At 45.1% G+C, this 13,168-nt stretch carries 8 protein-coding genes; 3 read left to right on the top strand and 5 right to left on the bottom strand.

The genetic code is table 11. The annotated features are described in order from the left end of the window. Window positions 1-4 precede the first annotated feature (4 nt). From dptG to HFD95_RS04160, 3 genes are read left to right on the top strand one after another with little or no spacing between them, the layout of a single operon-like run. Entirely contained in the window at window positions 5-1,330 is a 1,326-nt protein-coding gene (dptG, locus tag HFD95_RS04150) for a DNA phosphorothioation-dependent restriction protein DptG (RefSeq protein ID WP_167429860.1), read from the top strand. Continuing rightward, window positions 1,311-6,401 (top strand): DNA phosphorothioation-dependent restriction protein DptH, encoded by a 5,091-nt coding sequence (gene dptH / locus HFD95_RS04155; protein ID WP_167429861.1) that lies wholly within the window; start codon window positions 1,311-1,313, stop codon window positions 6,399-6,401. Before dptG ends, dptH begins: the two co-directional genes overlap by 20 nt. Beyond that, window positions 6,398-7,219, top strand: a complete 822-nt coding sequence (locus tag HFD95_RS04160) for a restriction endonuclease (RefSeq protein WP_167429862.1) — start codon at window positions 6,398-6,400, stop codon at window positions 7,217-7,219. The genes dptH and HFD95_RS04160 overlap by 4 nt, the downstream gene beginning before the upstream one ends. Window positions 7,220-7,251: 32 nt before the next feature. Here the strand turns inward: HFD95_RS04160 and HFD95_RS04165 are convergent, their stop codons facing one another. The 5 genes from HFD95_RS04165 to dndB are packed head-to-tail and all read right to left on the bottom strand — an operon-like array spanning window position 7,252 to window position 12,981. After that, window positions 7,252-7,872, bottom strand: coding sequence for a hypothetical protein (locus HFD95_RS04165; protein ID WP_167429863.1), 621 nt, complete (start codon window positions 7,870-7,872; stop codon window positions 7,252-7,254). Between the two features lie 49 nt (window positions 7,873-7,921). Beyond that, complete coding sequence (dndE, locus tag HFD95_RS04170) at window positions 7,922-8,275, bottom strand: DNA sulfur modification protein DndE (protein ID WP_167429864.1); 354 nt, start codon at window positions 8,273-8,275, stop codon at window positions 7,922-7,924. After that, complete coding sequence (gene dndD / locus HFD95_RS04175; protein WP_167429865.1) at window positions 8,275-10,275, bottom strand: DNA sulfur modification protein DndD; 2,001 nt, start codon at window positions 10,273-10,275, stop codon at window positions 8,275-8,277. Before dndD ends, dndE begins: the two co-directional genes overlap by 1 nt. Next, the gene (dndC, locus tag HFD95_RS04180) at window positions 10,265-11,899 is read right to left on the bottom strand and encodes a DNA phosphorothioation system sulfurtransferase DndC (protein ID WP_167429866.1); all 1,635 of its coding nucleotides are present in this window, start codon (window positions 11,897-11,899) and stop codon (window positions 10,265-10,267) included. The genes dndD and dndC overlap by 11 nt, the downstream gene beginning before the upstream one ends. Further along, window positions 11,896-12,981: a DNA sulfur modification protein DndB gene (gene dndB, locus HFD95_RS04185; RefSeq protein WP_167429867.1), complete on the bottom strand. Its 1,086-nt coding sequence runs from the start codon at window positions 12,979-12,981 to the stop codon at window positions 11,896-11,898. The genes dndC and dndB overlap by 4 nt, the downstream gene beginning before the upstream one ends. Between the last annotated feature and the right edge of the window lie 187 nt (window positions 12,982-13,168).

The raw sequence follows: 13,168 nt of genomic DNA on the forward strand, positions 1-13,168 counted from the left end.
TAGAATGTACCCTATCGCAAACGAGTTAAAAGTGGGTAACAATCTACTGGATAGTTACCTGCCTGTGCGCAATAAGAACAACGATATTAGCTGGCAGTTCGTCACCGGGTTGGCCCTTAGCTACGCTCTGAAACGCAAAATCGAAGCCTACGATCCTAGCCAATTCCGTGAAGATTGTAAAACACATATGCAGGAGATGCTTGATGAGCCTGCATTCTGGTCGGTGCTAGAACGGATGTATTTTTCTAGCCAGGATATTTTCCGTGTATCGCCTCTTTTTTTACTTTTTCACGCTCAGTTTGCGGGTGAAAAAATAAGTGCTGGTTCAACGGCAGATAAACGACTTGGCACGTTGTTTGCCAATTTGATAGGAGATTTCAGTCTTCGTTATCCCATACAGGACAGACTGAACTTCATCGAGCAGCAAATGCTGAATAAGCTCAATGGAAAAATAAAGCTGTTGGGTAAAGGACCGTTTGCCGAAGAGCAACCGTATCTTCCGTATATGGTCACGTGTTTTCAGTCCGATCTGGCGTTTTTGGCGGAGCACCCACAATACCTTTTACAAGAATTGACCAACACCCTACGTTTGTACGCCTTTAGCTGGTGCGCTCAACTGGCGCTCAATCTGGACAACTGGCAGGACGGCGAACCACAAAGCAAATCACTGTTTTTTATTCTTGATAGCGAAAAAGCCAGCTCCGAACGGGAAAAGGTGAAACGTTATGGCTATAAGCTGTTCGCCAGCCAGAGCGAAAAACTGTTCCCGATACTTTCCGCGCTGGAAGTGTTGCAGGTAAAAGGGGAGAAAAAACGCCCTCTCTGGCAGGTATATAAGGATTGTTTGAATTATTCGGATGCCCCAAATCAAGTTTTAGATGAAATTAATGATTACATACAGAAATTTATTAGTAAGGAAGAACGAGATCTTCCTGTTCGTGACCGCGCAACAAACCTGGAAAGTGCTTTCAAACAGCTATTATCCGTTGCCGTAGAGCAATTCCAGGATAAAAAAACTAACCGTGCGGATATAAATAAGAATTACATTAAGGAGCTGGAAAGCCAGATTTGCACTGACTTCATTCAGGTCCGTGGTCGGGCAGGGAAAGTGCTGGTGCTGAATCAGGATCGTCTTCTGTTACTGACTAATCTCACTGTGGGTAAAAATGACAAACTCCGCCTGCATGAATTGCTGCGTGGTTTTGAACAGCGCGGTTTTTATTTGGACAACCAGTCGGCGCAAACGCTGGTGGCGTTTTATGAACGCATGGGAAATGTAGAGCGAATGAGTGATAGTGGAGACGCCGTGTATGTCCGTAAAACAGTATGAAACCTATCTGGCAAAAACCTTTATCGAATGGGTAGTTGGCATTATTCAGCCCGGCGAGCGCTACCAGTTCAAATCTCCCGATCCCGATAATGCTCTAAAACTTTGGGAAGCATTCGTCTCTCTGGCGGACGGCAATCAATTGGAAATTTCGCCAGGGCAATATATTGATTGCCTCCCCTGCAATAGTGTTCAGCTTATTCCTGTACTGCACGGAGCCGAGGCTCCAGCATTCACAGAAAACTACATTTCTCATTTGCGCGATGAAGTTGCAGGGCGCAGCGGCGTTTTTTCCCAAACAGCGCTGTTGATTATTCACAACAGTATGCTCGATACCCTGATTAACAGCACGAAAGACGTGGCTGCACCGGATGCTATCTGGTATCCACAAACTTTCAGTCATCAACTGGAAAAGCTCATTACCACAGATAGTAAACGTTCGGAATTATCCCACTGTTTGCTGGAGGATCAACTGGCGACGGTACTGGATGAAGGTGCGACCGTGTTTGGTTTCTCGTCGCTTTATCGCTTGCTGGATGATGGCAATCTGGATTTCTCCGAGCTTCATCTGTTTAAAGATGATGAACTACTGAACTATAGCCAGAAGCAGCTACGCACCCGACTGAATGAAAACCGAAAATTATATCGCCAGATAGAAGATAGTATTGAACGCTACAGTGGGCAGCTAGAGAATGTGCTTCCTGAGTTTAGTTCAAAATTCATTCAGGAGCATTTTTATGATAAAGATGACTGGCGTGAGCTCGATTTCTCCGACTACAGGAAAGAGAAAGAACAGAATAGTGAACAAAAACTTGTGCTGGAGAACGTCTTCGTCGAAAACGGCGAGATTTGGCAACGCGCGAAAAGCGCCAGCAAGGCAGGCAAACGTGACATCAGCCTGCTGGTGCAGGTGCAGCCAGGGCAATCAAAGGCTGAGCTGGAGTTCAGTTTTCAGGGTAATGATCTTCAGGGTAACCAGATAAAGATTGCCCATAATCGTCAGTTAAAGAATGCACCTTTCTGGCGCACCAGCCGGGCGGGGGGCAAAACTTCCCGCATTATGGCGTCGGTGCCTTTTGATGGGCATCCCTGCTTCTTTAGTCTCGAACTGACCAACCGCAATAATTCAGCCGAAGAGTATAAATTTCGCCTGTTGTTGGTCGAGCAGGGACAATTCTGGCTAAATGATATTCAGCACTGCTACCGCATTGAGCCCGGTAAAGAACAAATAACTCTGCAACTGGAAGATAACACGCTGCGTATTACCGAGTCTGGCAACCTGACCTGTACGTTGAATGACGAGAGCGAAGACATAGACTGCCAGCATTATGCTCAGGTTAATTTTGATACGCTGGCAAATCAAAGTGACCTGGTTCAGTTTGCGATCGTTTCTGTCGATTCCCGTCTGTTGTTTAACATAGAGGGACCGGGAGCAGAAGAAGGGCTAGTGCTGCCACTGCTTTTTGACCAAAGTCGTTTCAACAAATTGTTTAAGGAAGAGGGCAATGCAACCTGGAACCGACTTAAAGGGCGCATCATACTCGATAATACTGAACACAAGGTCGTCGGCGTACGCCAGCAGTTGTTGATGATAGAAGCCTCATTAATTGAGCAACGTCTGCTGGGTACGGGAAGTGACGATAGCGAGTTTATGCTGGATGAACTTCTTGCTAGCTACCCCGATCTCCATAACGCTTATGAGCAGTTATTTGCCTACTATCATCGTCGTAACACCCTGCCGAGTCTGGTGTCGTGGTCAGCGGAATATCGCTCACTAGTTAGCAACATTGTTATTACATTTGAACAGTCACTCCAGCAAATAGGTCTGAGCAGAGCGCTGACAGCGCATGAGAAACGTCTTCTGCATCTTGGGCTCTGCCGCAATAATAGCCATGAGCGCCTCTCTCCGCTGCATCCTCTGGTGCTGGCCTACCATCTACAACTGGCAGAAACTATCGTTGCGGAGTCGGAACAGCACGATTCGGCATCATTTGCCACACTACCGCCGATCACTCTTGATCGCTTGATGGTTTCCGGGTTAGTGCCGTTTGTTTATCACAGTGAGCATGAATACGCGCAACTACAGCCGGTGGATGAAAACCGCTTCTGGATTGATGTGGTTCCCCAGCGGCAGGTCAGCCATGACTACGTTAAACGTCTGGTAAAAGACAAACTTAATGAGTTCACGGACGCTTACGCCCGGTTGTTCCAGAGCGCTGAAAACAGTGCGTTGATTATCAATGCCATTAATCAAGGGAACGCCAAAGAACTGTTTCTGGGATTAGTAGAATATTTTAAGCAAGAAAAAGAGAAGGCTATTTCGGTTCATGTGAACTGCTACGATGAACGTTTGCAATCCAATATGTTCGATCACTTTGCAGAAAGTGGTAGCTACGAGCAGCTTAAAAACGATCTCGATCTGAACAGCGGCTTATGGCGGGCGGAAGCCGATATGCTGATTGACCTGCTGCGTAGCCGGTTAACGTTCAGCAAGTTTGTCCTGCCGTTAGAAAGCGACAAGCTGGCCTATGCACATCTGGCATTTTTCAGCAATACAGCACCAGTGGATTGCCGCCAGATCCGCATTGAAGATGCGTCGAGTGGGGTATTGTGCCATGGGTTGATTGCTGGGGAAGGTGCCGAAACGCAGGGGGATGCTTACTTTACAGCGTTTGGACTGCGTGATGTGGATACTGAGTCTTACAGCGCCCTGCGTCTTGCCAGACTAATCGGCTGCCTGTGGCAACCTGCACGTCAAAGCAACAGCCAGTATCATGGACAAGGGATCGGCCTGGCTGTGAGCGGTAATTTTAAACAGCTGCTCAATTACTCCTACAATAGCGCGCTCTGGACAACCATTATTGATCCAAAAGTCACTCTCGACTTTTTCACCAGTCAGAAAGATGTGGTGCTTATCCACTATTCTGACCAGTACACCAGTTGCGCAGGCTACGATGCCGTCACCGTCACGAAGCAGGTTGATTTGTTCCTGCGGTTGCTCCAGACCGGAAGCCAGTCAGGGCAACCTGCTGTTGATAGCCAGCATTTGCTGGCTGAATTTAATGCCTTTAACGGCGAATGGCTGCTGAAAATGCTGCGCTCCAATGAAAGAGAGCGTAAAGAGAAGCACGGCATTATAGGTGCGTACAAATTTGTGCAATCTATGTTGCACCAGTCCGACATTTGCTGGATTCCGTTATCGGTGGCCGAAATGATCCGTGTGTCCGGCAATGTCGGGCTTAAAATGAAAGAGAGCGATTTATCTAGAAATTTACAGGGTTATCGTAACGGCGCTATCTCTGATGATGTGCTCTTTGTGGGTTTCAAAGAAAACCGCCTCTATCTGTTACCGCTGGAAGTTAAAACCGGGGCGCGGCCTGACTACAGCTATGCAGGCCAACAGGCTCGTGAGCTGAAACGTTATTTACAGCAGGACATTCTGGAACCACAAACGCTGGCATCACAATTGTACCGGGCGCTCTTTATTCGTCAGGTGTTGATGCAGGTGGAGAAATTGCGTCTGTACGGTGTGCTGGACAGCAACAAACTGGCTCCCTTACTGGATCGACGCGAATGGTGGTTAACGGGTGACTATCAGTTAGGTGAGTTGGCCGACTATGCGGACGGCTTCGTCGTGGCGCATGTAGACAGCGCAACCTGCTTCGATCTCTCTTATAAAGAGACAGCGGAGAATATCTTACAGATCGAAATCCCTTATTCACTGCTGTCTTCGTTGATTGCTGCGCAGGCGGATTCACCGTTGGTGGAACGTTACCGGGTGCCGGAAAAATACCGGCTTAAGCCAGAGTGTGATGCCAGTCCGTCACAATCCGAAGTCGTGGTAGAAGTCACAACGCCGACTGCTGAACAGTTCATTTTGGAACCTGAGTCGGAGTCGTTAAAGCCTGCTGTACCGGTGGTGGCTCCTGATTTTAGCGATAGCGATACTCCATTACAGATCCTGATTGGTCATGATGCTGCGCGTCAGAACCCATTACATTGGGAGCCAACTAACACCGCGAAGTTCATGAATACCAATACCGGCATTATTGGAACGATGGGCACCGGTAAAACCCAGTTTACTAAATCGCTGGTGACACAATTGATGCGTAATCAATCCTGCAACGTTGATGGTAAACCTATTGGTTTGCTGATCTTCGACTACAAATCAGACTATGTGGACGAGGCTTTTATTGACGCTACGGGGGCCAAAAAGTACAAATTATTTAAGCTGCCTTACAATCCCTTATCTCTGTTTGGCGATACGCCAATGCTACCAATCCATACCGCTGGTGGACTATCGGAAACAATGGCGAAAGCTTATGGGCTGGGCCATAAGCAGCAGCTCAAACTAGAAAATTTAATTTTAGAATGTTACGAAGCGGCAGGTATCTCGCCGGAAGATCCGACAACATGGTCAAGCACTGCTCCGACGATTGAAGATGTATGGCAGCGCTTCCTCGGTCAGGAGAAGGTTGAAGAAGATTCACTTTACGCAGCACTTTCTAAACTGGCGCGTTACAAGATATTCGAGACCCTCCCGGAGAAGATGACCAGCTTGTACGAATTGATTGGCGGCGTCACCGTAATCGAACTGGCTGGTTACCCGCCAGAAGTGCAAAACCTAGTGGTCGCACTCACGCTGGATCTGTTTTACGCGCAGATGCAAAAGCGCGGTAAACCCGTGGTACGAGGAGATTACCGTCAGCTCACGAAAATGATTCTGGTGGATGAAGCCGATAACTTTATGCGCCAGGATTTTGCCAGCCTGCGGAAGATTCTTAAAGAAGGTCGTGAGTATGGTGTTGGTGTGATTCTGTCAACGCAAGAGATTACTCACTTCAAGACAGGGGAAAATAATTATGCTTCCTATATTTTGACTTGGGTGATCCATCGCGTGTCAGAGATTAGGAATGCAGATATCAAGGCGGTGTTTAACGTTGACGATAAAGGTGAGCAGGAGTCTTTGATGGGGCAGATTCGGCAGCTTGAGAAGCATTATAGCTTGTATGTGGATGGGGATAAGCGGGTTAAGAAGATGCGGGATCGTGCATTTTGGGAGTTAGTTAAATGACGATTATTGAAGCTATCGTAAAAGTATTAAAGGAACATGGAAAACCTTTGTCACACAAGGATATTTATGATTGCATCATAAATAAGGAATATTATCCATTTGGTGCAAAAGATCCTGTGGCAGTAGTTCGGGGGGAAATTAGAAAACATTGCTATGGCATTGATTTTCCTAGTGCATCACCACGAAAAATATTTATTGAGGTTAAACCTGTAGGGCAATCAAAGCCATTATACGACTTATGGCAGGGGCAAGTATCAAATGCTAACCTTCTTAAAATTGAAAAGGTAACAAAAGATCAGCTACCAGAAGAGATAATTCATGGGAAGTATATTGAGCACATAAAAACTATAAAAGAGCAATTGCTTGATGCTATTAATTCTTCGGACCCAGCTTTCTTTGAGAGACTTGTAGTAACACTTTTATTAAAAATGGGTTATGGGTGGCACGAGTCTGAGGCAGGCAAGGTTGTTGGTGGCGCTGGAGATGAGGGCATAGATGGAATTATTAATGAAGATAAATTAGGTTTGGAAAAAATATATATCCAAGCTAAAAGATATAATAGTAAAAAGGTACCACCTAGCGAAATTAGAGAGTTTATTGGCTCGATGAACCAAAAAGGAGCTCATAAAGGAGTGTTTTTTTCATCTTCATGTTTTACCGAACAGGCAATTAATAGTGCGGAAAAAGCACAAGGCATGAACATCACTCTTGTTGATGGTGAACAATTATGTGAATATTTAGTCCAAAATGGTATGGGGGTTGCAAAGGTAAGTACATATGAAATTTATGAAATAGATAAAAATTTCTTTGACTTATAGCTTTAATATAAATGGGGTGCCCCCCCATTTTATTAAATTTGTTTTTTTATCTCGTCCTTAAAATCTCTTATCTTATTGAAGAAACAGTCTTTTATCGTATCTAATTCGTTTCTTATCACTCCAATTTTATCTGAAATTCCCTTGCATTTTTCAGTGTTGGTTTTTTCATTGCTTCTTTCAAAATCAATTATAAGTTTTCTCAGTTCTACGGTTTTCTCCTTATAACTATCTACACATTTTTTAGGTTCTAACGCGCCTATTGAATGTAAGAGGCTGGAAGCCATGTTTTGTTCTTTAAAAGCAGGGTAAACATTTTCAGAGGACTGTTTTTCTTTATCACTAAAGCTTTCCTCTAATGGTTTATTATCAGGATCGCTCAATGTTTTATACTTTCTGTGTTTGTTTGAGGCATATAACCCTACAGCATCGGAAAATAAGCAAAAGCAATCGAAGGCTTTATATAATAGATCTACTTCTTTTTCATAAACTTTGCTACGAGCAGTTTGATTAGGAGTTTTAAAAAAAATGTAACAGGTTAAAATTATTATTGCCAGGGAGCTAATTAAACTCCCGATGGAGGTTACATAATCTACCCAATCTTTGCTGTTAACTATTTCTGTTAGTTCTTTAATCTGATCGAAAGTAATTTCCATTTTATATCCTTAATTGCCAGTGCATTATGCACTGGCATAATAGTTATCATTACAATGAAATTAAAAAGTCTCTTAAATTTCGATGGTTTCTAACTGAAGCGATTCCATCCTCAACATGTGCTGCCCATGCTTTAATTATCAATTTTTGGTCGAGCTTAGGATAAAGCATCTTCAATATCAATTCTGTAGTCTGCAATGTTTCCCCCAGCCAAGTAATTTTATCCAGCGCCAACGCACCATCCAATTTCCTATCATCATTCTCCGGCGAATAACGAAACTTACTCTCCACCGAGCGGAAAAAAGCCAGTCGGGCGGCAATATTCGGCGTAATCCCGGTATACCCTTTCAATTTTTTAAGCTGCTCTTCAGTTTGACGACTAAGCACCATTCGATTCGGGAGCATCAGATAGCCTCCTTAATTAATTCCCAGAAATAGCCAGGTTTTAGCGCCGATGATTTTGTATGCGCATTAAACACAATCTCATAAGCATGAGAGATATCATCACGCAATTGATCGACAAAGTAACGCTCATCCACTTCCGTATCTGTAGACAGCAACACTACCTGATGGCTGGCAAACGGGAAGTAATGGTTAATCAGTTTATCTCTATGTTGAGAGTCTAAACGGCCTAACGGAGTATCAATGATTACCGGCAAATCACGACCAGAAGTTTTTGCCAAGGCCTCAAGAATCGCAATCGCATAGATCTGTTTCTCTCCGGCAGATAGTAGCTTGCGATTGATCACTGAGCCGTTTTCATCCACTAATTCCACATCAAACGTTTCAGGATTGATGTGTGCATTGAGCTGCAAATCTTCTTTACGAGCTAATTTACGGTAAGCACCTTCAAAATTCGCTGAGAGCGTTTTCACCCTTGCTTGAGTTAAAAGCTCGCTATAGCGGCCAAGCAGGTTGATTGTTTCTTGGGCATTATTAAATGCACTATCGGAGTTATGTTGATTACGTGCCAGATCGTGTGTTTTTTGTACCTGACGAGCACAGTCCAGTTGCAGCTGTTTAGTTTGTTTTGCTTCTTCCAACAGCGAGCGATACTCCTGCCGTTTACTCTCACGTTTACGGTCAAGTTCCCGAAGTTTTTCAAATATATCGATAAGTTGATCATCTTCCGGTGCACGAGCAATGTTTGCCGCGGCTTGCTCAAGCTGCTCTTCAACTTCAGCCAATTGGTTACGATAAAGATCAAAACGCTGCCACGCTTTCTTGCTGTCCTTTTCGATCGATTGTTGGATCATCCCAGCTTCGCGTTCGGAGATGTCAAATAACAGCTCACCTTTAGGTTTTCCAGCTAGGTAATCTTTCAGATTATCTTCAATTGATTCGGCAGCAATTTTGCCAGTAGTTCCTGAACGGAATGAAATATCATTTTTCAGCTGCGTAAGAAATTGAGTTAATTCCTTTTCAAAGCTGTTTGCCTGCTTAATTTGTATCTCTGCACTAATTTGCTCAAGCAATAGCCCTAGAGTCTTAGGTGCCAGCGCATAAGGTAGCGAGCTATCACATTCATGGCGCAATGCTTTTTCAAGGCGATCTTTTTCTTTTAACAGAGTGTCAACTTTCTGTTTTTCTTGTGCTTTTGTCTGAGCAAAAGCACCACCTTGTGCATTCAGAAGTGCTTCATATCGGTTGATTTCTTTTGATAGAAAATCAATTCGTATTTTGGCAAAATCAGCTTTTTCTAAAATATGCTCTGTCTGAAAAGCAAACTGCTTAACCTGTTCTTCAAGTTCAGCAAGTTTTTGTTGTTGGGAGTCTGCTAGCTGGCTGGATTGCTGACGCTTAACAAAGATCATCAAATCATTACGAAGTTTCGCGATGAGATCTAAACCTAACAAGCGACGTACGGCTGTACGCAGAACATTACCAGAGTCATCTTCAGCGAGCTCTGCAATTTTTTCACCATCAAAGAAGAACAAATCGGCAATTCCATGCGGAATTAATTCATTCAAGAAACCTTGGCATTGATCATAATCCAACTCTTCAAGAAGTTGGTCATCTTGCTGGAGAGATAGTTGATCCTTTTTCCCTTTTTTCCATGTGCGCGTGACGGTAAACTCAGCTTCATGCCCGCCTTTGTTATAGGTGAAAACAAGTTTAATCGAAGCTTCACTTGGCCGTTCATCAGTGGTTGATCCGTTGTGAATTAATGCGCTGAGTTCTTCAACATACTCTTGTTGTTGAGTTGCTTGGCCGAACGCTAACCGACCATACAATGCCAGGCGGATTGCAGACAGAATCGATGTTTTTCCTGCTCCGTTAAGCCCACCGAAAAGAACTATTGGACGCGGGTTATCATTGTTCTGGCGCTTTCTCGGGGCCAAATCAATGACATGAGTACCATTAAATACACGGAAATTACGCAATACCAGCTGTTTAATTAACACGTTCTTTTTCCTCACTGGTAAGAAGAGTCGGCTCGCTCACTTCGGCAATTCTGCGCTGCAAGATCTGTAGTTCGGCTTCCAATTTTGCTACTTCATCCTGGTGAATATCTCGGTCGTTCCGTTTCTGTAAGGCTTGTTGCTGCTGTTTAATTTCTTCAAGACTGCCCCAGTCTTGTTTCAAGATGGTGCCAAGTTTGTCGAAGATACCCTGACGGCGGCTGAGTCCTTCCATAGAAACCTCAAGCTCAATCAGTTTCATAATCATCTCAGGTACCACCTCAAACCCTTGGGCGATCTGCTCAAGCAGTTCCGCATCGCTAGCATTGAAACGTGACTGGTCGTCAATAACCCAGTCCAGGTCTTTCCCGTAAACGTCGCGATAAATACCTGGCAAAGTATCGTACCAGTCCGGCTCATTAGGATCTTTCAGCCATTCCTGTCGAATAGCGTGTAGCTCCGGCTGCGTAATTAACGTGATGGTATGGCCCTGATTGTTCAAATCGCGCTCAATTTCCAGCAAATCTTTAAGCCACTTCTGACGATATTTGAGCCAGTAAGGGCCGGGAACATGCTTGCGTTCCGCACCGATTTCTTCGCCGTCCTTGGCATATTGATAACTCACTTTACCGGTACGGCGCTTATAGTTGCGGAACATATCTTTATTCACGGGGTCGGTGGTAAATGCCAGCAGATCGCGATATTTCAGCAAAGGGGACATCCACTCTTCGCCATTCTTGATCAGACTTTCCATCGCTTTATCTTTGGTGACTACGGTACAGGTCCAGCAGCCAAAGCGGGAGTTACCACAGGAAGGGGTACTTTCGTCGATCACCAGTGGACACTCGCCCTGTGCGGAAGAGTCCATATACAACGTCCATAGCGGGCGGTTGTTTCCGCCCCACGGACTTTCCCATTCTTCGATATCTCCAGGAGCATAGCGGAAAGCACCGCGCAGCAGCTTCCAGACATCTTCTACATCCCAAGTATCAATAGGGGTATAGATAAACGCATTTGCCAGTGTGGTATGCCGGGCCAAGCGTGAGCCATCAATTCTGTGCTTTGCTATTACCTGTGCACGGGAAGAACTTTCGCTACTACGCGAGCCGAGGACAACAATCACTTCATCAAACTGGCTGACCTTATCTTTAATAAAGTCGCTGACCGGATTGATCTTCATCCGCTCAGTGCACCAGCGAAAACTCCGGGTTGGGGCCGGATAACCTTTCCCCAGCAGATTAACCCAGAAGGTCTCATGGGTTTTTGGCATCACAGCATGTTGGGTTATTGGCAGGCCATAGCGCTTTGCTCCTGCCTCAATCTGCAACATCGTTTTCTTTATGAGATCTACAACGACAGGTGTTTCCACCAGCGTATCGGATGACACTAAAAAAACATCTTTACTGCGCATTTCCGGAGGCAGGCCAAGCAATGCCAGGTACACCAAGGTGATCACGGCGGAAGAATCTTTCCCACCGCTGTAGCCAATCACCCACGGACGCTTATCAGCACAATAAATTCTTTGTACTTCGGAAACATATTCGGCCAGAGGACGTTCGGCGAACTGCTCCTGATTAATAAAATCTTCGTATTCGGCCAGATCGAAGGCCTGAACTAATTTACTCATGAGGCAACCATTTGAGCTTCAAGCTCCTGTTCTTCAGGAGTGAGGGGAATTGAGATCGCAGTTTTAAGCGCATTGCAGGTGAGTTGAATCGCCGTACTGGTCTTGCTTAACTTACCGTGCTGCATCGCGCGTTTAATCAGTTCTGGATTATTTCTACGCCAGTTAAAGGTTTTTAGTGCAGCAATTTTATCCTGCCATTGCTCCGGGTATTCTATCAGCAGGGCGTGACCCAGTTGTCCGAGAGCTTGCAAACCAATGCCGTGAGCGTGAACATAGTCCTGCCGTAGCTGAACCGGTGAAACCTCTTTTTTTGCTGCTAATTGCCAGTCCGGCATTACATGAAAGATAGCCTGCCAGTAGCGGGTGGCTATCTGCGTACACTCTTCAAAATTACTCTCTTTAGGATCTTTGCCTAACAGTGCACGAGTGGCTTGTTTGATGCTGCTTAACGTAAATAATTTATTTGACCGCTGACTAATACCGGATTTTTCCAGCTCGGTCATCCCTACGAACGGCTCTATAGACATTGCCAGATAACGTGCCAGATTTGAACTGGCATCACGATGGTCGTAAAGCGATGCCAGCGACGGGCTTGGACGAATGGCGTATTTATTGAGATCGGCGAACATCTGCTGGCTGCGTTTCAAACCTTCATCGACAAAAAACAGCACCGGAATATTGTCCTGCCCCAACTCAGGGCGAGCATCTAAGGCGTCTTCAATCGCTTTACGGCGATGCTGACCGTCGTTGATCAAAATTTGCGCATCCATCGGTACGCATAACGTCCCAAGATTGTTCGTGCCGGGGAACTCATCAAACTGTACATCAACGGCAATGGAGGCCGTCAGCGCCGAAAACACATAATCCTTCGGATTTTCTAGAAGATAACGCACCATTTCGGGGATACGCGATTTATTTAGTGTACGTTGTGCGCGTAGCTCCGGGGGAACATCATTTTCATCAAAGCTGAAAATTTTTGGGATGATACGCATTGGACATGTGGCGATATAGAAGGGACGACCAGCCTGGATGCCACGTATAGCGGGAAAAGAGTAACAGTAATTTGCATCAACACTAGCCATACTTGAATTCCGTAAAAACGAGAAAAGTCTGTTACGTGATATTTTACGTAATGCACAGCAGATTTTACAGTCTTTTTACGTGATATTTTACGTACGAAAATTAGTTTTGATATCCACTTTTTGTATGACGAGAACGAGTGCAGATTTTGCCAGCTTAACTTACTGCCGACGCTGAGTTGACATCCGG

Source organism: Pantoea sp. EKM10T (genome assembly GCF_011800685.1).
Classification (GTDB): Bacteria; Pseudomonadota; Gammaproteobacteria; order Enterobacterales; family Enterobacteriaceae; genus Pantoea; species Pantoea agglomerans.